The organism is Frateuria soli (assembly GCF_021117385.1).
Classification (GTDB): domain Bacteria; phylum Pseudomonadota; class Gammaproteobacteria; order Xanthomonadales; family Rhodanobacteraceae; genus Frateuria_A; species Frateuria_A soli.
This window is the reverse complement of sequence record NZ_CP088252.1, coordinates 2691988-2711825: the sequence shown is the minus strand read 5'-3', so window position 1 is coordinate 2711825 and position 19838 is coordinate 2691988. Positions and strand designations below refer to the sequence as shown.

Below are 19838 nucleotides of genomic sequence, written 5' to 3'. Positions count from 1 at the left end.
CCTGGGGCGGGCAAGGTGACGACCTCGCCCTCCCGAGCCCCTCCCGCGTTTTCGTGGCGGGGCTTGCCGTTTCCCCGCCTTACTGCGGCAGGGCCAGGTCGTCCAGCAGCGCCTTGAGGAAGCGCGCCGCCTCGCCGCCGGTAGCGGCGCGGTGGTCGAAGGTCAGGCTGATCGGCATGCGGCGATGCACTTCGATGCCACCCATCACCGCCACCACGTCGTGGCTGAGCTTGCCGGCGCCGACGATCGCCACGCACGGCGGCACCACCACCGGCGTCGCGTAGCGACCGGCGAACATGCCGAAGTTGGACAGGCTGATGGTGTAGCCGGAGAGCTCGGACGAGGGAATCGAACGGTCCTCGACCTGCGAGCGCAGGCGCTTGATCGCGGCGCGCACGCCGGCGCCATCGAGCACGTCGGCATTGCGCAGCGCCGGCACGAACAGGCCGTCCTCGGTGTCCACCGCGATGCCGATGTCGACGTGGCGATGCATGGTACGGGTGAGGTTCTTGCCGTCGAACCAGGCGTTGAGCGCCGGCACCGCCTTGCAGGCGGCGACGATGGAGCGGATCAGGCGCGCGGTGATGTCCTGCTTGCCGATCCAGGCGTGCAGGTCGGCGTCATCGACCAGCGTGGTCGGCACGACCTGGGCGTGCGCCTCGGCCATCACGCGGGCCATGTTGCGGCGCACGCCCTTGAGCTGCTCGGGCTGGCCGGTGGCCGGCTGCGACGGCGGCGCGGTGCGCACCGGCTTGCCGGCGAGCGAGACCGGGCCGCGCTGCGGGGCGGGGCCGGGCTCGGGCAGTTCAGGGGCCAGGTGGCGGCCGGCCGAGGCCGGGACCGCGCGCGCCGGCGCGCCGCCGAGCGGGGCGCTGCCGTTGGCGGCGGCGTCCTTGACGTCCTTCATGGTGACCACACCGTCGGCGCCGGTCGGGCGCACCTTCGCGATGTCGACCTTGAGCTTCTTGGCCAGCGCGCGCACCGCGGGAACCGCCTTGACGCCACCGATGCTGGCGGCCTGCTCGACGTGCACGGTGTTGCCGCTGACCATCGCGCCGACCACGGTGCCCTCGTCCTCGCGGTCCTTGCCGCCGGTCTCGACTTCACCGCCCTCGTCGGAGGCGACCACCTTGCGTCCGTCGTCCGGCGCGGGGCTGCCCACGCTCTTCTTCGGGCCGTGGTGATGGCCGGTGGCTTCTGCCTCGGCACGCTGCTTGGCGTTGGGGTCCGGCTCGAAGTCGGCCAGCGCGGCGCCGGTCTCGATCACGTCGCCGGCGGCGCCGTACAGCTTGGTCACCTTGCCGGTGTAGGGCGAGGGCACCTCGACCACCGCCTTGGCGGTTTCCATCGAGGCCAGCGGGGCATCGAGCTTGATCGTGTCGCCGACCTTTACGTGCCATTCGACGATGGTCGCGTCGGGCAGGCCTTCGCCGAGGTCGGGCAGGTAGAACGTCTTGATGTCAGCCATGAGTAAGCTTCCAGGTTTTGGGTTTTCTCCCTCTCCCCTGAGGGGAGAGGGCTGGGGTGAGGGGGCTGGGCTCGCCTGGAAATCCATCGAAGCCTTCACGCCCTGATGGGAGTTACCGCAAGCCTTGGCCCCTCATCCGCCCTCCGGGCACCTTCTCCCCGGAGGGGAGAAGGGCTTAAGAGGAGGCCAGCGTGCGCTTGGCCGCCTCGACCACGCGCTCGGTGCTGGGCAGGTACTTCATCTCCAGGCGGAACAGCGGGATGTGCGTGTCGAAACCGGTCACGCGCTCGACCGGCGCGAGCAGGTCGTACATGCATTCCTCGGCCAGGCGCGCGGCGATCTCGGCACCGAAGCCGGCGGTCTTGGGCGCCTCGTGCACGATCACGCAACGGCCGGTCTTGGCGACCGACTCGGCGATGGTGTCGAAGTCCAGCGGCGTGAGCGTGGCCACGTCGATCACCTCGGCGCTGATGCCCTCGGCGGCGAGCGCGTCGGCCGCTTCCAGCGTTTCCTTCACCTGCGCGCCCCAGGTCACCAGGGTCACGTCGGTGCCGTCGCGCAGCACGAAGCACACGTCCAGCGGCAGCGCCTCGCCGTCGTCGGGCACCTCTTCCTTGTACTGGCGGTAGATGCGCTTGGGCTCGAAGAACATCACCGGATCCGGATCGCGGATCGCCGCCAGCAGCAGGCCGTAGGCGCGCGCCGGCGAGGAGGGCAGCACCACGCGCAGGCCCGGGATGTTGGTGAACAGGTGCTCGTTCGCCTCGGAGTGATGCTCCGGCGCGCGGATGCCGCCGCCCCACGGAGCTCGCCACACCGCCGGCACCGTGATGCGGCCGCGGGTGCGGTTGCGCAGGCGCGCGGCGTGACAGGCGATCTGCTCCATCATCGGGTAGATGAAGCCCTCGAACTGTGCCTCGGCGACCGGCTTCATGCCCTGCGCGGCCATGCCCACGGTGACGCCGGCGATGGTGGTCTCGTCCAGCGGCGTGTCGAGCACGCGCAGCTCGCCGAACTTCTCCTGCAGGCCCTGGGTGGCGCGGAACACGCCGCCGTTGACGCCTACGTCCTCACCCAGCACCACGACCGATTCGTCGTGCGCCATCTCGTAGGCCAGCGCCTGGGTGACTGCTTCGATAAGGGTGATCTGTGCCATGACTTAGTGGGCCTTGTTCTCGAGCGAGAGCGCGAGGTCGCGCTGCTTTTCCAGGTCGGCGGGAACTTCCGCGAAGGTGTAGTCGAACATCGCGGTGACCGGCTGGGTCTTGGTCTCGAGGTAGGCGTTGACCTCGTTGTCCATCCAGTCGTCGCACTCGGCCTTCCAGGCCTCTTCCTTCTTGTCGTCCCACGCGCCCTTGGCCACCAGCCAGTTCTTCAGGCGCTTGACCGGGTCCTTGGCCCAGGCGTCCTTGACCTCCTGCTCGCCGCGGTAGCGGCGCGCATCGTCCGCGGTGGTGTGGTCGCCCAGGCGATAGGTGACCGCCTCGATGACGCTGCCGCCCTGGCCGTTGCGGGCGCGCTCGAGCGCGTCCTCCATCGCCTTGCGCACGGCGATGATGTCGTTGCCGTCGACCTGGATGCAGTACAGGCCCGCGGCGATGCCCTTCTGCGCCAGCGTCGGCGCGCCGGACTGGATCTTGCGCGGCACCGAGATCGCCCACTGGTTGTTGACGATCACCGCGACCATCGGCAGGTTCTGCGCGCCGGCGATGTTGATCGCGCCGTAGAAGTCGCCCTTGGAGGAGCCGCCGTCGCCGATGGTGCACACCGCCACGCGCTTTTCGTTGCGGATCTTGAAGGCCAGCGCCGTGCCGGCCGCGTGCAGGCACTGCGTGGCGATCGGCACCGACCAGGCGAAGTCGTGGCGCGCCGGCTCGTTCTGGTAGTCGTTGCCGCGCTCGTCGCCGCCCCAGTACATGTAGACCTCGCGCGGCTGCACGCCGCGGTAGAGCTGCGCGCCGTACTCGCGGTAGCTCGGCGCGAGCACGTCTTCGGGTTTCATGGCGCTGCCGATGCCCACGTGCGCGGCCTCGTGGCCCAGGCAGCTGGCGTAGGTGCCGAGCTTGCCGGTGCGCTGCAGCGCGATCGACTTGGCGTCGAACACGCGGGTGGAGAGCATCAGCTTGTACAGCTCGACCATCTGGTTCAGGTCCTGCGCGAAGGCAGGCAGGTCGTCACGCACCTGCTTGCCCTCGGCGTCGAGGTATTGCAGGTACTCGATTTCAAACTTGGCGGCGATGGACACGACTCGCTCCCGTGAAGGTGGAGTGGAGATGGGATACGTTGGGGAGGCGGCGGCCCATCCAGTGGGGCCAGGCACGCGCAAACGGCCCGAAAAGACCGCCTTTGATAGCAGGCCGGCATGTTGCGCTGCAAGGTACGGTGCAACATGCGCGCGCGTGCGGAGGCGGGGCAGGCGCCGCTGGCATGCCCGCGGCGGCCTGTCCCTGTCCTGGATCAGGAACGGTTGCGAAGCGCGCCCGTTACCATGCCCGCTTCGACCGAAAAGGAACGGACGCACCCCCATGGGCGAGAACCAGCGCGACCTCGAAACCGGCATCGAGACCGACCTGAACGGCAAGATGACCTACGGCGGCTACCTGCAGCTGGGCACGTTGCTGTCCGCCCAGCGTCCGATCAGCGGCCACCACGACGAGATGCTGTTCATCGTCCAGCACCACGTCTCCGAGCTGTGGATGAAACTGGTGATCCACGAACTCAAGGCGGCGATCGGCCACCTGCGCCAGGACGATGTCGACGCCTGCCTGAAGGTGCTGGCCCGCGTGAAGCAGGTGCAGCGCCAGCTGTTCGAGCAGTGGGCGGTGCTGGAGACGCTCACGCCGGCCGAATACCTGGAGTTCCGCGACATGCTGGGCCCGTCCTCGGGGTTCCAGTCGCTGCAGTACCGCATGATCGAATTCATGCTGGGCAACAAACACGCCGACATGCTGGCGGTGTTCGCCTACGATCCGGCCGCGCAGGCGCAACTGCGCGAGGTGCTGGAGGCGCCCAGCCTGTACGACGAGTTCCTGCACTACCTCGCGCGGCGCGGCCATGCGGTGCCGGCCGAGCTCACCGAGCGCGACTGGACGCAGCCGTATCGCCGCAACGCGGCCCTGCTGCCGGTGCTCAAGCGCATCTACGAGGACCGCGGCAATTTCTGGCCCGAGTACCATCTGAGCGAGCAACTGGTGGACGTGGAGGAAAGCTTCCAGCTGTGGCGCTTCCGCCACATGAAGACCGTCGAACGGATCATCGGCCATCGCCGCGGCACCGGCGGCTCGTCCGGCGTGGCGTTCCTGAAGAAGGCGCTGGAGCTGGAGTTCTTCCCCGAGCTGCTGGATGTGCGCACGGTGCTGGGTACCTGAGCGATCCCTCGTAGGAGCGCACCTGTGCGCGACCGTGATGCATGGCGGTCGCGCACAGGTGCGCTCCTGCAGGGGACGCGGCATTGACGCGGCGCCCTCGGGGCGGTTACACGTCAATGGTTGGCGCGCGATGAGCGCGTCGCTCCATGTCCCAAGGGGAACCCATGCACCAGACCGCCGACGCCGCACCGGCCGCACCCCACTACCCGCAGCTGCTCGGCCACCCGCGTCCGCTGTGGATGCTGTTCATGACCGAGTTCTGGGAGCGCTTCGCCTACTACAGCGTGAGCTGGGCGCTGGTGCTCTACATCGTCGCGCAGTTCTTCCATGGCGACCCGTCGGGGCAGGGCTGGGCCGCGGGCATCTACGGCGCCTACACCGCGCTGATCTATGCCGCTTCCATCTTCGGCGGCTACGTGGCCGACCGGGTGATCGGCTACCAGCGCTCGATCCTGCTCGGCGCCGCCGTGATGGCCGCGGGCCTGTTCACCCTGCTGGTGCCGAGCAAGCCGCTGATGATGCTGGGCCTGGCGCTGGTGATCGCCGGCGACGGCCTGTTCAAGCCCAACATCTCCACCATGGTGGGACAGCTCTACGGTCGCGACGATCCACGCCGCGACCGTGGTTTCACGTTGTTCTACATGGGCATCAACGCCGGCGCCTTCGTGGCGCCGCTGCTCACCGGCTGGATGGCGGCCCATTTCACCGATACGCCGATGCAGCAGAACTACCGCATCGTGTTCGGCGCCGCCGGCGTGGGCATGCTGCTTAGCTTCCTGTGGTTCTGGTTCGGGCGCCGCGGCCTCAAGGGCGTGGGCCGTCCGTTGCCGGGGATGGAAAACCGCCTGCGCGTGCTGTGGGTGCTGATCGGCGCGGCGATCGCGGTGCCGGTGATCTATGCGCTGCTGGCCTACGTCGGTGCCGAGGGCCTGCAGTGGCTGCTCGGGGTGTTGTTCATCGGTGTGGCGGCGGCGCTGATCGTCGAGGCGCTGCGCCACGACCGCGTGCAGCTGCATCGCGTGATCGCGATGCTGATCGTGTTCGCCTTCAGCGTGGTGTTCTGGACGTTCTACTTCCAGTTCGGCACGTCCCTGAACTTCCTCGCCGAGAACTGGGTGGACCGCGAGATGTTCGGCGGCTGGGTGTTCCCGGTCGGCTGGTTCCAGTCGGTGACGCCGCTGGCGATCCTGCTGTTCGCGCCGGTGCTGACGCTGGTGTGGGCCGTGCTCGCGCGCCGCAAGGCGGAGCCGTCGATCCCGCGCAAGTTCAGTTTCGGCCTGATCTTCAATGGCCTCGGGTTCGTGGTGCTGGTGTATGCACTCAAGGAACTGCTGGGTCCGGGCGGCCTGATCCCGTTCTGGCCGCTGGTGCTGTGCTACGTGATGCAGACGCTGGGCGAGCTGTGCCTTTCGCCGATCGGCCTGTCGATGGTGACCAAGCTGGCGCCGCCGCGCCTGGTGGGCCTGGCGATGGGCGGCTGGTTCCTTTCGCTGGCCGCCGGCGGCGATTTCTCCGGCCTGGTGGCGCGTTCGATCAGCGGCGAGACCGGCATGACCGTGGCCTCGGCGCTGTCGGGCTTCACCTTCTGCTTCTGGGTGCTGGTGGGTTCGGGCGTGCTGTTGCTGCTGATCTCGCCGCTGATCAACAAGCTGATGCACGGGATCAAATAGCGGGCTCTGCAGGAGCGCACCTGTGCGCGACCGTGATGTAGGGCGGTCGCGCACAGGTGCGCTCCTACAACGGACTCTCGCGTTCCTCGGGCATCAGCTTGTCCAGGATGCGCTCGAGCCAGGCCTGTTCCTCCGCATCGAGTTTCGCCAGCAACTCGCGTTCGCGCGCCCGCGCCATCGGTGCCACCTGATCGTGGATCGCCCAGCCGGCCTCGCTCAAGTTGAGCACCGAGCGGCGCTTGTCGCCGTCATGAGTGGCGCGGTGCACTCGCCCGGCCTCGACCAGCCGGGCCAGGGCGCGGCTCACCGCCACCTTGTCCATGGCCGTGCGCTCGGCCACCTCGCGCGCGGACAGGCCATCGAAGCGCGCCAGCACCGCCATCACCCGCCACTCGGTGACCCCCAGGTCGAAGCGTCGCTGGTAGTCGTCGGCAATTGCCTGGCTGACCGTGTTGGAGACGATCGACAGCCGGTAGGGCAGGAAACGCTCCAGTTCGAGTGGCGCGTGTTCGGCGGTGGGCCGGGCAGGTGGGCGCTTGGCTGGCACGGGGCGCGGCTCCTTGCAAATGGTTGCATATGTAACTATAACGAAGTTCTAGCCGGAATCTTCGTGGTCCCCGCGGATGCTCGCGGGCGTGGCCGCACCGCCCACTTTACGTCTTCGCCATTTTGAGGAGAGCGCCATGAACGCCCAACCGAACCTCGGCATGCAGGTCACCACCTTCGAGAACCCGATGGGCATCGACGGCTTCGAGTTCGTCGAGTTCGCCGCGCCGGCCGGTCGCGGTGGCGAATTGCACGAGCTCTTCCGCAAGATGGGCTTCACCGCGGTGCTCAGGCACAAGGCCCGCCCGATCACTGTCTATCGCCAGAACGGCGTGAACTTCCTGGTGAACGAGGATCCGGATTCCTTCGCCGCCGACTTCGCCGCCAAGCACGGCCCCTGCGCCTGCGGCTTCGCCATCCGCTTCAGGATGCCCGCCGACGAGGTGTGCCAGAAGGTGCTCGCCAACGGTGGCGAGGCGGTCGAGCACAAGGCGGCCACCAAGGCGGTGAACGCCCCGGTGGTCAAGGGCATCGGCGACTGCATGCTGTACCTGGTCGACCGCTACGGCGCCCAGGGCGACGTCTACGACGGCGACTACGAGGCCGTGCCGGGCGCCGGGCAGAACCCGAAGGGTTTCGGCCTCACCTTCATCGACCACCTCACGCACAACCTCTACTTCGGCAACATGCAGAAGTGGTCGGACTACTACGAGCGGCTGTTCAACTTCCGCGAGATCCGCTACTTCGACATCAAGGGCGCCAAGACCGGGCTGGTGTCCAAGGCGATGACCGCGCCGGACGGCATCGTGCGCATCCCGCTCAACGAATCCTCCGATCCCAAGAGCCAGATCAACGAGTACCTGGACGCGTATCACGGCGAGGGCATCCAGCACATCGCCTGCTTCACCGACGACATCTACGGCACGGTCGAAGCCATGCGTGCGCAGGGCGTGGAGTTCCTGGATACGCCGGACACCTATTTCGACGTGATCGACATGCGCATCCCCGACCACGGCGAGGACGTGCCGCGTTTGCGCAGGAACAAGATCCTGATCGACGCCGACCCGGAGACCAAGCAGCGCAAGCTCCTGCAGATCTTCACCCAGAACAACATCGGGCCGATCTTCTTCGAGATCATCCAGCGCAAGGGCAATGAAGGCTTCGGCGAGGGCAACTTCCAGGCGCTGTTCGAATCGATCGAGCGCGACCAGATGAAGCGCGGCGTGCTTTGAGCATTTGAGCCCCTCTCCCCCCGGGAGAGGGGTTGGGGGAGAGGGTACGGGCATGCCAGGACGCATCAACCCGCCGCTACCGACACGGACGCAGGATCAGGCGCGTAGCTTGCGTCGATCAGGCACCGAGGCTGAACAACTCCTCTGGTATCACCTGCGGGCGGGTCGGCTGGATAGGTTGAAGTTCCGCCGGCAACATCCGATCCCTCCCTACCTCGTCGATTTCTACTGTGATGCGCTCAAGCTGACAGTCGAACTCGACGGTTCGCAACACGGCGAAGATATCGATGCGGCGCGTACCCGCTTCCTTGAAGGCCGGGGTTTGCGTGTAGTGCGCTTCTGGGACAACGAAGTCTTGCAACAAACGGACGCGGTGCTCGAGGCGATACTGCGCACCGCGCGCGACCGGACCCTCACCCCAACCCCTCTCCCGCAGGGAGAGGGGCTTTAAGAGCCAAGAGCGATGAGCGCCATGCAATCGAGCGGTTACCAATCCGGCTTCGGCAACGAATTCGCCACCGAGGCGATCGAAGGCACCCTCCCCGAGGGCCAGAACTCGCCCCAGCGCGTGGCCCACGGCCTCTACGCCGAGCAGCTCTCCGGCACCGCCTTCACCGCGCCGCGGCACCAGAATCGCCGCAGCTGGCTCTACCGCATCCGCCCGGCGGCGGTGCACGAGCCGTTCGAGCCGCTGGCGCACGAGCGCTTCCACAACCGCTTCGACGAAGCCCCGGCCACGCCCAACCAGCTGCGCTGGGACCCGCTGCCGAGCTCCGCGCAGCCGACCGACTTCATCGACGGCCTGGTAACCGTGGCCGGCAACGGCGGCCCGGCCGGCCAGGACGGCATCGGCATCCACCTGTACGCGGCCAACCGCCCGATGGAAGGCCGGTTCTTCTATGACGCCGATGGCGAACTGCTGATCGTGCCGCAGCAGGGCCGCCTGCGCCTCGCCACCGAGCTGGGCGTGATCGAGCTGGAGCCGCAGGAGATCGCCGTGATTCCGCGCGGCGTGCGCTTCCGCGTGGAGCTTCCCGACGGCGAGGCGCGCGGCTACGTCTGCGAGAACTTCGGCGCGATGCTGCGCCTGCCGGAGCTCGGCCCGATCGGCTCCAACGGCCTGGCCAACGCGCGCGACTTCCTCGCGCCGCGCGCCGCCTACGAGGACCGCGAAGGCGACTTCCGCCTGGTCGCCAAGTTCCAGGGCAGCCTGTGGCAGGCGAAGATCGGCCACTCGCCGCTGGACGTGGTCGGCTGGCACGGCAATTACGCGCCGTACAAGTACGACCTGCGCCGCTTCAACACGATCGGCTCGATCAGCTACGACCATCCGGACCCGTGCATCTTCACCGTGCTGACCTCCGCCAGCGACACGCCTGGCACGGCCAACATGGATTTCGCGATCTTCCCGCCACGCTGGCTGGTGGCCCAGCACACCTTCCGCCCGCCCTGGTTCCACCGCAACGTGGCCAGCGAATTCATGGGCCTGATCGCCGGCGTGTATGACGCCAAGGCGGAAGGGTTCGTGCCCGGCGGCGCCAGCCTGCACAACTGCATGAGCGGTCACGGGCCCGACGCGGCGACGTTCGAGAAGGCTTCCGGCGCGGACCTCTCCAGGCCCGACGTGATCACCGGCACCATGGCCTTCATGTTCGAGACGCGCAAGGTGATCCGCCCGACCCGGCAGGCGCTGGAATCGCCGCAGCTGCAGAAGAACTACTACGAGTGCTGGCAGGGCATCGCGCGGCACTTCGAGCCGGGACGCGGTTGATGCGCCGGCTCGCGGGCACGGTCTGCGCGCTGCTGCTTGCTGCCTGCGGCAGCGGCGAGCAGGCAAGTACACCGGCGCCCGCGACCGTGGCCAACGGACCGGTCGCGGCCGCGACCAGCCGTCCGGCCGATACGGCTCCTGCGGGCATGGCCCGCTACGACGGTTACGGTGATCTCCGCTTCGGCATCGACGAAAAGGCTTTCGCCGACGCCTGGCAGGGCGACCTCCTACGCCTCGGCCCCCCGGGCCAGGCGTGCTTCTGCCAGGCGCCGAGGTGGGTAAAGACGCCCTCCGACTTCGCCTTCATGTTCGAAGGCGGTCGCTTCGTCCGCTACGACGTGGGCACGCTGAAGGAAACCGCGCCGGGGGGCGGCAAGGTCGGCATGCGCGCGGAGCAGATCCGCACGTTGTACGGTGCGCGGGCCAGCGAGACACCGCACAAATACGTCGCCGGTGGCAGGGTGTTGCGCGTGACCGCGCCGCAGGGCGTGGGCGTGCTGGTTTTCGAGACCGACGCGCGGGGCAGGGTGACGCGCTGGCGCGCCGGCATGCCGCCGCAGGTCGATTACGTGGAAGGCTGTGGTTAATTTCAATCCGGAGTTTTCATGAAACTGGCAAGTCTCAAGGAAGGCGGCCGTGACGGCACGCTGGTCGTGGTCAGCCGCGATCTCACGCAGGCGGTTACCGCCGTGCACATCGCACCGACGCTGCAGGCGGCGCTGGACGACTGGGCGAATGTGGCGCCGCGCCTGAATGCGCTGTCGGAATCGCTGAACGCCGCCCAGGTCGTCGGCGCGTTCGCGCTGGACGTGGCCGCGCTGGCCTCGCCGCTGCCGCGCGCCTACGAGTTCGTCGACGGCTCGGCCTATCTGCCGCACGTCGAGCGCGTGCGTCGCGCGCGCGGCGCGGAAGTGCCGGCGAGCTTCTACACCGACCCGCTGATGTACCAGGCCACCAGCGCCGGCTTCCTGGGGCCGCGCGACCCGGTCGTCGTGCCGAGCGAGGACTTCGGCATCGACCTGGAGGCCGAGGTGATCGTGGTCACCGACGACGTGCCGATGGGCGTCACGCCGGCGCAGGCGTCGGAGCACATCCAGCTGGTCGGCCTGGTCAACGATATCTCGCTGCGCGGCCTGATCCCGGGCGAGCTGGCCAAGGGCTTCGGCTTCCTGCAGAGCAAGCCGCGCTCGGCGCTCTCCCCGGTACTGGCCACCCCCGACGAACTGGGCGAGGCCTGGAAGGACGACAAGCTGCACCTGCCGATGCGCACCTGGCTCAACGGCCAGTGGTTCGGCGAGGCCGACTGCGGCGTGGACATGCAGTTCAGCTTCGCGCAACTGGTCGCCCACGTGGCCAGGACCCGTCCGTTGACCGCCGGCACCATCGTCGGCTCGGGCACCATCGCCAACCAGGACACCGGCAAGGGCGCCTCCTGCCTGGCCGAACAGCGCACGGTGGAGACGCTGCGCGACGGCAAGCCGAGCACGCCGTTCCTGAAGTTCGGCGACCGCCTGCGTATCGAGGTCACCGATGAGCGGGGTGCCTCGATCTTCGGCGCTATCGAGCAAACCGTCACGCCGCTGAAGGCATGATCGGTGCCGCCCGGGCGCACAGGCGCCCGGGCGGTCCCGGCCTGCCGGCCGTCGTCTACCGAAGGAGCCCGCCGATGCCGCATCCACTGCCTGCCCTCGCCGTCGCCTTCGCCGCGCCGCTGGTTGGCCTGGCGGTGCATGTCGCCTCGACGCACGCCTCCGGTGCGCTGTCGCCCGCCCGTGCCGCCGCGCTGCCGAACAACCTGTGCGCCTCCTGCCATGGCGGCCGCAAGGTGGCAACCGCCAACCCTTCCGGTGCGCTCGACGCGGGCGACCTCGTGGCCGCGCGTGACTTCCTGCGGCAGGTGCCGCGGGGCTAGCCGGCACGGGTCGCCACCCGGCCGCGACCTTCTGTCCACCGGCCGCTGCCCCTGCCTTGACCCGGGTCAAGAGCCGCCGCCAAAGCGCCGGCACACTGCACCCATGAGCCACGCACTTGCCGCCCCCGCCTTCGACCCGGCACTGATCGCCCGTTACGACACCGCCGGTCCGCGCTATACCAGCTATCCGACCGCGCCACAGTTCCACGCGGGGTTCGGCGAGGCGGCGCTGCGCGAGGCGATACGGCTGTCCAACGAGGAGCCGATCCCGCGCCCGCTGTCGCTGTACGTGCACGTGCCTTTCTGCATGAGCCCGTGCTTCTACTGCGGCTGCAACCGGGTGATCACCCGCGAGGTGGCCAAGGCCGATCGCTACCTGGAGCGGCTCTACCGCGAGATCGAGCTGACCGCGCCGCTGTTCGACCGCGACCGCCCGGTGCGCCAGCTCCACTTCGGCGGCGGCACGCCCAACTTCCTCGACCTGCCGCGCATGCGCGAGCTGATGGATTCGCTGGCGCGCCATTTCAGCTTCGCCCGCGACAACGCGCGCGAGTTCGGCATCGAGATCGACCCGCGCTTCGCCAACGGCGAGTACATGCGCGGGCTGGGGGAACTGGGCTTCAACCGCCTCTCGGTCGGTATCCAGGATTTCGACCCGGCGGTGCAGGAAGCGGTCAACCGCATACAGAGCGTGGCGCAGACGCGCGAGGTGATCGACGCCGGCCGCGAGGCGGGCTTCGTCTCGGCCAGCGTGGACCTGATCTACGGGCTGCCCCGGCAGACCGTGGACGGGTTCGACCGCACGCTCTCCGAGGTGATCGCGCTCGATCCCGACCGCGTCGCGGTCTATGGCTACGCCCACCTGCCGGACCTGTTCAAGGCGCAGAAGCACATCGATGCCGCCCAGCTGCCCGACCCGGCCACCCGCCTGGCCCTGTTCGGCCGCGCGCTGGAGCGGCTCACCGCCGCCGGCTACGTCTACATCGGCATGGACCATTTCGCCCGCGCCGACGACGAGCTGGCCGTGGCCCAGCGCGAAGGCACGCTGCAGCGCAATTTCCAGGGCTATTCGACCCACGGCGAGTGCGACATCGTGGGACTGGGCGTCAGCGCGATCGGCCGCATCGGCGACACCTACAGCCAGAACGCGCGCGACCTTACCGGCTACTACGCGGCGCTGGACGCCGGCCGCCTGCCGATCGCGCGCGGGCTGCAACTGGACGAGGACGACATCATCCGCCGCACGCTGATCAGCGAGCTGATGTGCCACGGCGAGGTCGACACGCGCCTGTTCGGCGCGCGCCATCGCCTGCTGTTCGACGAATACTTCGCCGCCGAGCTGGAGCGCCTGCGCGTGCTGGCCGACGACGGACTGGTGACGCTGGATGGGCGCATGATCCGGGTGACCGCGCGCGGGCGATTGTTGCTGCGTAGCATCGCGATGTGTTTCGATGCCTACCTGCATGCGGAAGAAGCGCCCCGTCGCTTCTCGCGCACGATCTGACCGAGCCAAAAGGCGTAGTAGCTGATGCGTTTGGAAAACCAGGCGGGCCGCCTGCCCGAACCGCCGAGCCCGATCGCCGACGACGGCGACGAGGCCCACTTCTGCCGCACCTGCGCGTTTGCCGGTGCCTGCCAGGCGGTGGGCTACGGCAAGCTGGAACTGCGCGAGCTGCATTGCCTGGTCGAGCACGTGGGGCCGTTCCGCGCCGGCGAGTACGTGTTCCGCACCGGCAACCCGTTCCGCGCCATCTTCGCGGTGCGTTCGGGCACGGTGAAGACCAGCATGGTCGACAAGGAGGGCCGCGAACAGGTCCTGGGTTTCTACCTCCCGGGCGAGGTGATCGGCCTCAACGCGATCTATCCCGAGCACTTCCCCTGCGACGCCATCGCGCTGGAAACGTCCTACTTCTGCCGCTTCTCGTTCCCGGCGATGAGCGCGCTGGCCGCGCGCATGCCGGCGGTGCAGTCGCACCTGTTCCGCCTGCTCAGCAAGGAACTGGGTTCGGCCAGCCTGCTGGCCGGCGACCACAGCGCCGACGAGCGCATGGCCGCATTCCTGACCGACCTGGGCCAGCGCTACGCCGCGCGCGGCTTCTCCGGCACGCAATTCCAGCTCAGCATGTCGCGCGGGGACATCGCCAACTACCTTCGCCTGGCGGCCGAAACGGTCAGCCGCGTGCTGAGCCGGTTCCGCAACCAGCGCCTGATCGAGGTGGAGGGCCGCCAGTTGCAGATCCTGGACCCGACCGGCCTGCACCACATCGGCCGCAGCCTGCTGCCGGACTGACCCCCGTGCCCGGCCGGTTGCCGGCGGTGCTGCTGGGCCTGTTGCTGGTCGCGGCGCTGGTGCTGGGCCTCGATCCGTACGACCGCGGCGACTGGCTGCTGGAAAACGCGCTGGTGGTGATCGTGCTGGGAGTGGTGCTGGCCGGGCACCGGCGCCGGCCGCTCTCCGGTTCCGCCTACGTCGCGCTGTTCGCGTTCCTGTTGCTGCACGAGGTGGGCGCGCACTACACCTACTCGCAGGTGCCGTGGGCGCAGTGGTGGCAGGCGCTGACCGGCGTCGCGCCAGCGCCGGGGCGCAACCATTTCGACCGGCTGGTGCACTTCGCCTACGGCCTGCTGCTGGCACCGGCGGTGGCGGACTGGACGGCCGCGCGCACGCCGCTGCGCGGACTGGCGCTGCGCGTCGTGGTGGTGGCACTGCTCACCACCGGGTCGGCGTTGTACGAGATGATCGAGTGGGTCGCCGCGGAGGTCTTTGCCGGCGACCTGGGCGTGGCCTACCTGGGCACCCAGGGCGACGTCTGGGACTCGCAGAAGGACATGGTGCTCGCGCTCGCGGGCAGCCTGCTGTGGGCGCTGCTGCCCAAAGCGCTCAGTCGAGCCTGATCGGCTCGCCCAGCCCGGGCATCTGCCAGTCCATGCCCAGCCCGGTCAGTGCCTCGCCCAGCCCGCGCATGCCGCGGTCGTACTCGCCGTGCACCAGGAACACGCGCCGCCGCGGCGTGCGGCCGAGCCAGTCCAGCAGGGCGGGGCGCCCGGCGTGCGCGGAGAAGCCGTTGATCGTCCACACCTGCGCACGCACCGGAATCTCCTCGCTGAACACGCGCACGCTGGTGGCGCCGTCGATGATCCGCCGCGCCAGCGTGCCCTGTGCGGCATAGCCGACGAACACCACGCTGCTGCGCTCGCGCCACAGGTTGTGCTTCAGGTGGTGGCGCACGCGCCCGCCGGTGCACATGCCCGAACCGGCCAGGATGATCGCGCCGCCGTCGATGCTGTTGATCGCCATCGACTCCGGCGTGCCGCGGGTGAAGTGCAGCCCCGGCATGGCGAACGGGTCGCCGTGCTGCAGCGTGTCCAGGAACGGCGCGTCGAAGCACTCCGGATGGCGCCGGAAGATCTCGGTGGCGGAGATCGCCATCGGCGAATCGAGGAACACCCGCACGTGCGGCGGCACGTGGCCGTCGCGCAGGCCCAGGTGCAGGTAGTAGAGGATTTCCTGCGCGCGCTCCAGCGCGAAGGTGGGAATCACCACGTTGCCGCGGCGACCGACCGTCTCGCGGATCGCCTGGTACAGCTCGGCCACCGAGTCGGGCACCGAGCGGTGCGGGCGATCGCCGTAGGTGCATTCCATCGCCACATAGTCGGCCGCCGGCGCGGGCACCGGGTCGCGCAGCAGTGGCCGACCCGGGTTGCCCAGGTCGCCGGAGAACAGCATCGTGCGCTGGCGCGCGCCGTCGCCCAGCGTCAGCAACACCTGGGCCGATCCCAGGATGTGCCCGGCGTCGAGGAAGCGCGCGCGGATGCCCGGTACCACGTCCATGTCGTGCCCGTAGCCCAGGCCCGGCTCGAAGAAGTCGATCGCGTGGAGGGCGTCGTCGAGCGTGTACAGCGGCTCGATCGCCTCCTCGCCGCGCCGGTCGCTGCGCGCGGCGCGGCGCGCGTCCTCCTCCTGCAGCCCGGCGGCATCGAGCAGCACCAGCCGCGCCAGCTCGCGCGTGGCCGAGGTAGCCAGGATGCGCCCGCGGAAGCCCTGGCGCACCAGCCGCGGGATCCGTCCGCAGTGGTCCAGGTGCGCGTGGGTGAGCAGCAGGGCGTCGATGGAGCCCGGATCGAAACCGAACGGCTCGGCGTTCATCCGCTCGGTGGCACGGTCGCCCTGGAACAGGCCGCAGTCGACCAGCACGCGCCGGCCATTGCATTCGATCAGGTGGCAGGAACCCGTGACCTGCTTGGCGGCACCGTGGCAGCTGTAGACGAGCATCGCGTCGCTCCGTGGCTATTCCGGCAACTGTCGCATGAAGCCCCCCGGCACGTTTGACCGCCGTCAAGGCGTGGCACGCCGCGCGCGGCACACTTCCATCGCAGGCGCGCGCACCGCAGCAGCTTCGAGTCGGTAAGGTCCCGGTAAGCCGCTCCCGTTCCAATGCCCACCAACGGCGATCCCGCCGCCACCGGAGCAACATCATGGACCGCAAGACCCTCCTCCCCCTCGTCGCCTCCCTCGCCCTGCTTCCCGCCACGCTGCTGGCCGCGCCCAAGTGCACCGACGCGCCCCGCTCCAGCTGGATGAGCGAGGCGGCCATGAAACAGAAGATCCTCGACCAGGGCTACGCCATCGACATCTTCAAGGTCTCCGGCAACTGCTACGAGATCTACGGCAAGACCCGCGAGGGCAAGAAGGTCGAGATCTACTTCGATCCCACCGACGGCCGCATCGTCAAGCAGCGCGGCGGCTGATGCCGCGGAGGCGAGCATGAACACCACCCTCGACAAGGTCGATATCGCCACGCAGGGCAGCGCCAGGGACGGCACCGTCAAGGTCTGGGACCCGCTGGTACGCGTGTTCCACTGGTCGCTGGCGGCACTGTTCCTGGGCAACTTTCTCACCGAGGAGGGCGACGCACTGCATCGCTGGATGGGCTATGCGGTGCTCGCCCTGATCGGCATCCGCCTGCTGTGGGGCTTCGTCGGCACGCGCCACGCGCGCTTCGCCGACTGGGTGCCGCGACCGGCCCAGGTAAGCGCGTACCTGCGCGAGCGCCTGGCCGGCCGTTCGCGGCGGCGGCTGGGACACAACCCCGCCGCGGCGGTGATGATCCTGGCGCTGCTCGCCGGCGTGTCGCTGGTCGGTCTCACCGGCTGGCTGCAGACCACCGACGCGTTCTTCGGCGTCGAGTGGCTGGAGGAGGTGCATGAGGTACTCGCCTACGGCGTGCTCGCACTGGTCGGCCTGCACGTCGCGGCAGCGATCGGCGAGAGCGTGCACTACCGCGAGAACCTGGTGCGCGCCATGGTCACCGGGCGCAAGCGCAGGCTGGACTGACGCGTGCGCATCCTGCTGGCCGAGGACGACCTGGCGCTGGGCCGCGCGCTTGCCGACGGCCTGCGCCAGCTCGGTTACGCGGTGGACTGGGTCAGCGACGGCCAGCAGGCCGCCGCGGCGCTGACGGATACCGACTACGCCGCGGCCGTGCTGGACTGGAACCTGCCGCGCAGCAGCGGCCCGGCGGTCATCGCCGGCCTGCGCCGGCGCCAGGACGTCACGCCGGTGTTGCTGCTCACTGCCCGCGACGCGCTGGTTGACCGCGTCGCCGGGCTGGACGCGGGCGCCGATGACTACGTGGTCAAGCCGGTGCACCTGGACGAGCTGGCCGCGCGCCTGCGCGCGCTGCTGCGCCGCGCCGACGGCCAGCCCGGGCCGGTGCTGCGCGTCGGCACGCTGGAACTGGACCCGGCCGCGCACCGCGCCACGCTGGCCGGCGCACCGCTGGAACTGACCGCGCGCGAGTTCGCCGTGCTCGAACTGCTCACCCGCCATCCCGGGCGCGCCTACTCGCGTGCGCAGCTGGAAGAGGCGCTCTACGACTGGGGCCGCGAGGTCGCCAGCAACGCGGTGGAAGTCCATATCCACCGCCTGCGCAACAAGCTCGGGCCGGAGTGGATCCGCACGCTGCGCGGCATCGGCTACGCGCTGGCGCCGACGGAGGCGACCTGATGCGTCCCTCGCTCAACCGGCGCCTGGTCGCGCGGCTGGCCGCCGGCGTGCTTGCGGTATGGCTGGCCGCCGCCGGCTGGATGGGCTGGCGCGCACTGCACGAGATCGACGAGATCTTCGACCAGATGCTGGTGCGCACGGCCGCCGCCGTGCTGGCCACCGTGCCGGCCGAGCCGATGGCGCTGGCTGGCGCCCGCCTGCCGCCCCGCCTGCTCGAATCCGACCGCGAGGCGCATCGACCGACGATCGTGCTGCGTGACGCGAGCGGTCGCATGCTGGTCGACAGCGACGCCTTTCCCGCGCTGGCGTCCGATCGGCGGCGACCGCTGCGCACGGTCGATTACCACGATCGCCGCTGGCGGGTGCTGCAGCGTGCCGACGCCGCCGGCCGCTACACCATCCAGGTCGCCGCGCCGCTGGATGAGCGCGACGAGATGGTGCGCCGCATCGCCACGCCGGCGCTGTTCGCGTTGCTCGGGCTGTTGCTGCTGTTGCCGCCGATCGTCTACGCCGGCCTGCGCGGCGGACTGTCGCCGCTGCGCCGGCTGACCCGGCGCCTGGTCGAGGCCGACGCACCGCTGGTACCCACGCTTACCGACGCGCGCGTACCGGTGGAACTGGCGCCCTTCACCCAGGCGATCGACCGGCTGGTCGGGCACCTGCGCAGTGCGCTGGATCGCGAGCGCCGCTTCACCGCCGACGCCGCGCACGAGCTGCGCCACCCGCTGGCCGCGCTGCGGCTGGAGCTGGACCTGGCCGCGGGCGCCGATGCGGCCGCGTGCCAGCAGCACCTCGATCGCGCGCAGGCCGCGCTCGATCGCATGCACCGGCTGGTCGGCCAGCTGTTGCTGCTGGCGCGCGTCGAACAGGCGGGCGAACTGGACGACGCCGGCCCGCTGGACCTGGCCGCGCTGGCCGGCGACGCGCTGCGCGAGGTAAGCGAGCGCGCCGCCGCGGGACGGATCGCGCTGTCGCTGGATACGGACGGCGACACGCACCTGGACGCCAGTCGCGGCCTGCTTGGCATCGCCCTCAACAACCTGCTGGACAACGCCCTGCGCCACACGCCTCCGCACGGCCACGTCGCGGTACGCGTGTCCGGCGACGCGGGCGGTGTGCGGCTGTGCGTGGATGACAGCGGCGGCGGCTTCGCCGACCCGGCGCGCCTGGGCGAACGCTTCCACCGGCCCACCGGCAGCGTGGGCGAGGGCAGCGGCCTCGGGCTTTCCATCGTGCAGGCCATCGCCAGGCTGCATCGCGGGCGGCTTGCGTTCGATCGCTCGCCCCCTGGCGGTGCGCGGGTGATGCTCGATCTCCCGCGCAGCGGCGGCTAGGGCGCGGCACGGAACCCCGCCCGCGCCGTTGCCCACCGGTCTAGCGGCAGACCAGCACGGGCACGGTCGATTCCAGGATCACCCGCTGGGCTTCGCTGCCCAGCAGCAGGCGGTCCAGTCCGCGCCAGCCGTGGCTGCCCATCGCGATCAGGTCGCAGCCCTCGCGCTGGGCCACCTGGAGGATCGCGTGGTGCGGCCGCGGATCGGTCTCCAGGCTGCACTGGCAGGGCACGCCCGCGGCGTCGGCGCGTTCGCGCACCGCCGCCAGGTAGCGCGCGCCGGCTTCCTCGGCGCTGTTGGCGTACTCGGAGTCGGAGGTGGCGATGATCTCGTTGAGGAACGGAACCGCGGGCAGCGGTACCACCACGTGCAGCGCATGCACGCGCGCACCGATCTGGCGGGCCAGCGCGATGCCGGTATCGGCCGCGCGCAGCGAGAGATCCGAACCGTCGACGGGGAGCAGGATGTGCTTGTACATGGGACTCTCCAGTTTTCAGCGGCAGCTGGGGCGGGCCTGATCGTGCACGATA

The 19838-nt window shown here is 69.5% G+C and carries 21 protein-coding genes; 15 read left to right on the top strand and 6 right to left on the bottom strand.

What is annotated here, in order from left to right; all coding sequences use genetic code 11:
* Positions 1 to 79 precede the first annotated feature (79 nt).
* The 3 genes from LQ771_RS12445 to pdhA form a co-directional block, all read right to left on the bottom strand.
* Positions 80 to 1468, bottom strand: a complete 1389-nt coding sequence (locus LQ771_RS12445; RefSeq protein WP_231349731.1) for a dihydrolipoamide acetyltransferase family protein — start codon at positions 1466 to 1468, stop codon at positions 80 to 82.
* A gap of 175 nt (positions 1469 to 1643) precedes the next feature.
* On the bottom strand, positions 1644 to 2624 hold the full coding sequence (locus LQ771_RS12440; RefSeq protein WP_231349730.1) for an alpha-ketoacid dehydrogenase subunit beta: 981 nt from the start codon (positions 2622 to 2624) through the stop codon (positions 1644 to 1646).
* A gap of 3 nt (positions 2625 to 2627) precedes the next feature.
* Positions 2628 to 3713 (bottom strand): pyruvate dehydrogenase (acetyl-transferring) E1 component subunit alpha, encoded by a 1086-nt coding sequence (gene pdhA, locus LQ771_RS12435; RefSeq protein WP_231349729.1) that lies wholly within the window; start codon positions 3711 to 3713, stop codon positions 2628 to 2630.
* 280 nt (positions 3714 to 3993) lie between these two features.
* Between pdhA and LQ771_RS12430 the strand changes: the two genes are divergently transcribed.
* Entirely contained in the window at positions 3994 to 4836 is an 843-nt protein-coding gene (locus LQ771_RS12430; RefSeq protein ID WP_231349728.1) for a tryptophan 2,3-dioxygenase, read from the top strand.
* 164 nt (positions 4837 to 5000) lie between these two features.
* Positions 5001 to 6506: a peptide MFS transporter gene (locus LQ771_RS12425; RefSeq protein ID WP_231349727.1), complete on the top strand. Its 1506-nt coding sequence runs from the start codon at positions 5001 to 5003 to the stop codon at positions 6504 to 6506.
* A gap of 64 nt (positions 6507 to 6570) precedes the next feature.
* Here the strand turns inward: LQ771_RS12425 and LQ771_RS12420 are convergent, their stop codons facing one another.
* Complete coding sequence (locus LQ771_RS12420) at positions 6571 to 7053, bottom strand: MarR family winged helix-turn-helix transcriptional regulator (protein ID WP_231349726.1); 483 nt, start codon at positions 7051 to 7053, stop codon at positions 6571 to 6573.
* A gap of 136 nt (positions 7054 to 7189) precedes the next feature.
* Between LQ771_RS12420 and hppD the strand changes: the two genes are divergently transcribed.
* The 9 genes from hppD to LQ771_RS12375 all read left to right on the top strand — a co-directional run bounded on the left by hppD (position 7190) and on the right by LQ771_RS12375 (position 14862).
* Complete coding sequence (hppD, locus tag LQ771_RS12415; RefSeq protein WP_231349725.1) at positions 7190 to 8284, top strand: 4-hydroxyphenylpyruvate dioxygenase; 1095 nt, start codon at positions 7190 to 7192, stop codon at positions 8282 to 8284.
* Positions 8285 to 8336: 52 nt separating this feature from the next.
* A complete protein-coding gene (locus tag LQ771_RS12410) occupies positions 8337 to 8735 on the top strand; it encodes an endonuclease domain-containing protein (protein WP_231349724.1) in 399 nt (132 codons plus the stop codon).
* Positions 8736 to 8756: 21 nt separating this feature from the next.
* Entirely contained in the window at positions 8757 to 10055 is a 1299-nt protein-coding gene (gene hmgA / locus LQ771_RS12405; protein WP_425491352.1) for a homogentisate 1,2-dioxygenase, read from the top strand.
* Positions 10055 to 10642 (top strand): lectin, encoded by a 588-nt coding sequence (locus tag LQ771_RS12400; protein WP_231349722.1) that lies wholly within the window; start codon positions 10055 to 10057, stop codon positions 10640 to 10642. The genes hmgA and LQ771_RS12400 overlap by 1 nt, the downstream gene beginning before the upstream one ends.
* A gap of 18 nt (positions 10643 to 10660) precedes the next feature.
* Complete coding sequence (locus LQ771_RS12395) at positions 10661 to 11647, top strand: fumarylacetoacetate hydrolase family protein (RefSeq protein ID WP_231349721.1); 987 nt, start codon at positions 10661 to 10663, stop codon at positions 11645 to 11647.
* Positions 11648 to 11721: 74 nt separating this feature from the next.
* Positions 11722 to 11967, top strand: coding sequence for a hypothetical protein (locus LQ771_RS12390; RefSeq protein WP_231349720.1), 246 nt, complete (start codon positions 11722 to 11724; stop codon positions 11965 to 11967).
* A 103-nt stretch (positions 11968 to 12070) separates the two neighbouring features.
* Positions 12071 to 13471 carry an oxygen-independent coproporphyrinogen III oxidase gene (gene hemN, locus LQ771_RS12385; RefSeq protein WP_231349719.1) on the top strand — a complete coding sequence of 467 codons (1401 nt, stop codon included), beginning with the start codon at positions 12071 to 12073 and terminating at the stop codon, positions 13469 to 13471.
* A 24-nt stretch (positions 13472 to 13495) separates the two neighbouring features.
* Positions 13496 to 14257, top strand: coding sequence for a helix-turn-helix domain-containing protein (locus LQ771_RS12380; RefSeq protein ID WP_231349718.1), 762 nt, complete (start codon positions 13496 to 13498; stop codon positions 14255 to 14257).
* A gap of 5 nt (positions 14258 to 14262) precedes the next feature.
* On the top strand, positions 14263 to 14862 hold the full coding sequence (locus LQ771_RS12375) for a DUF2238 domain-containing protein (RefSeq protein WP_231349717.1): 600 nt from the start codon (positions 14263 to 14265) through the stop codon (positions 14860 to 14862).
* On the opposite strand, the gene LQ771_RS12370 is transcribed toward LQ771_RS12375, so the two are convergent.
* Positions 14849 to 16240, bottom strand: a complete 1392-nt coding sequence (locus LQ771_RS12370; protein ID WP_231349716.1) for an MBL fold metallo-hydrolase — start codon at positions 16238 to 16240, stop codon at positions 14849 to 14851. The genes LQ771_RS12375 and LQ771_RS12370 overlap by 14 nt on opposite strands.
* Positions 16241 to 16443: 203 nt before the next feature.
* On the opposite strand from LQ771_RS12370, the gene LQ771_RS12365 reads away from it, so the two are divergent.
* The 4 genes from LQ771_RS12365 to LQ771_RS12350 are packed head-to-tail and all read left to right on the top strand — an operon-like array spanning position 16444 to position 19308.
* The gene (locus LQ771_RS12365) at positions 16444 to 16716 is read left to right on the top strand and encodes a PepSY domain-containing protein (protein WP_231349715.1); all 273 of its coding nucleotides are present in this window, start codon (positions 16444 to 16446) and stop codon (positions 16714 to 16716) included.
* 16 nt (positions 16717 to 16732) lie between these two features.
* Positions 16733 to 17302, top strand: coding sequence for a cytochrome b/b6 domain-containing protein (locus tag LQ771_RS12360; RefSeq protein ID WP_231349714.1), 570 nt, complete (start codon positions 16733 to 16735; stop codon positions 17300 to 17302).
* Between the two features lie 3 nt (positions 17303 to 17305).
* Positions 17306 to 17974, top strand: coding sequence for a response regulator transcription factor (locus LQ771_RS12355; RefSeq protein ID WP_231349713.1), 669 nt, complete (start codon positions 17306 to 17308; stop codon positions 17972 to 17974).
* Complete coding sequence (locus LQ771_RS12350) at positions 17974 to 19308, top strand: ATP-binding protein (protein ID WP_231349712.1); 1335 nt, start codon at positions 17974 to 17976, stop codon at positions 19306 to 19308. The genes LQ771_RS12355 and LQ771_RS12350 overlap by 1 nt, the downstream gene beginning before the upstream one ends.
* A gap of 40 nt (positions 19309 to 19348) precedes the next feature.
* Here the strand turns inward: LQ771_RS12350 and LQ771_RS12345 are convergent, their stop codons facing one another.
* Positions 19349 to 19786 (bottom strand): universal stress protein, encoded by a 438-nt coding sequence (locus tag LQ771_RS12345; protein WP_231349711.1) that lies wholly within the window; start codon positions 19784 to 19786, stop codon positions 19349 to 19351.
* Positions 19787 to 19838 lie beyond the last annotated feature (52 nt).

What these genes read in the sequence shown, in the direction of transcription:
- LQ771_RS12345 (WP_231349711.1), bottom strand. Translation starts at nt 19,786, where the DNA reads ATGTACAAGCACATCCTGCTCCCCGTCGACGGTTCGGATCTCTCGCTG.
- LQ771_RS12445 (WP_231349731.1), bottom strand. Translation starts at nt 1,468, where the DNA reads ATGGCTGACATCAAGACGTTCTACCTGCCCGACCTCGGCGAAGGCCTG.
- LQ771_RS12395 (WP_231349721.1), top strand. Translation starts at nt 10,661, where the DNA reads ATGAAACTGGCAAGTCTCAAGGAAGGCGGCCGTGACGGCACGCTGGTC.
- hppD (WP_231349725.1), top strand. Translation starts at nt 7,190, where the DNA reads ATGAACGCCCAACCGAACCTCGGCATGCAGGTCACCACCTTCGAGAAC.
- hemN (WP_231349719.1), top strand. Translation starts at nt 12,071, where the DNA reads ATGAGCCACGCACTTGCCGCCCCCGCCTTCGACCCGGCACTGATCGCC.
- LQ771_RS12380 (WP_231349718.1), top strand. Translation starts at nt 13,496, where the DNA reads ATGCGTTTGGAAAACCAGGCGGGCCGCCTGCCCGAACCGCCGAGCCCG.
- LQ771_RS12400 (WP_231349722.1), top strand. Translation starts at nt 10,055, where the DNA reads ATGCGCCGGCTCGCGGGCACGGTCTGCGCGCTGCTGCTTGCTGCCTGC.
- LQ771_RS12425 (WP_231349727.1), top strand. Translation starts at nt 5,001, where the DNA reads ATGCACCAGACCGCCGACGCCGCACCGGCCGCACCCCACTACCCGCAG.
- LQ771_RS12370 (WP_231349716.1), bottom strand. Translation starts at nt 16,240, where the DNA reads ATGCTCGTCTACAGCTGCCACGGTGCCGCCAAGCAGGTCACGGGTTCC.
- LQ771_RS12350 (WP_231349712.1), top strand. Translation starts at nt 17,974, where the DNA reads ATGCGTCCCTCGCTCAACCGGCGCCTGGTCGCGCGGCTGGCCGCCGGC.
- LQ771_RS12430 (WP_231349728.1), top strand. Translation starts at nt 3,994, where the DNA reads ATGGGCGAGAACCAGCGCGACCTCGAAACCGGCATCGAGACCGACCTG.
- LQ771_RS12360 (WP_231349714.1), top strand. Translation starts at nt 16,733, where the DNA reads ATGAACACCACCCTCGACAAGGTCGATATCGCCACGCAGGGCAGCGCC.
- LQ771_RS12440 (WP_231349730.1), bottom strand. Translation starts at nt 2,624, where the DNA reads ATGGCACAGATCACCCTTATCGAAGCAGTCACCCAGGCGCTGGCCTAC.
- LQ771_RS12410 (WP_231349724.1), top strand. Translation starts at nt 8,337, where the DNA reads ATGCCAGGACGCATCAACCCGCCGCTACCGACACGGACGCAGGATCAG.
- hmgA (WP_425491352.1), top strand. Translation starts at nt 8,757, where the DNA reads ATGCAATCGAGCGGTTACCAATCCGGCTTCGGCAACGAATTCGCCACC.
- LQ771_RS12390 (WP_231349720.1), top strand. Translation starts at nt 11,722, where the DNA reads ATGCCGCATCCACTGCCTGCCCTCGCCGTCGCCTTCGCCGCGCCGCTG.
- LQ771_RS12365 (WP_231349715.1), top strand. Translation starts at nt 16,444, where the DNA reads ATGGACCGCAAGACCCTCCTCCCCCTCGTCGCCTCCCTCGCCCTGCTT.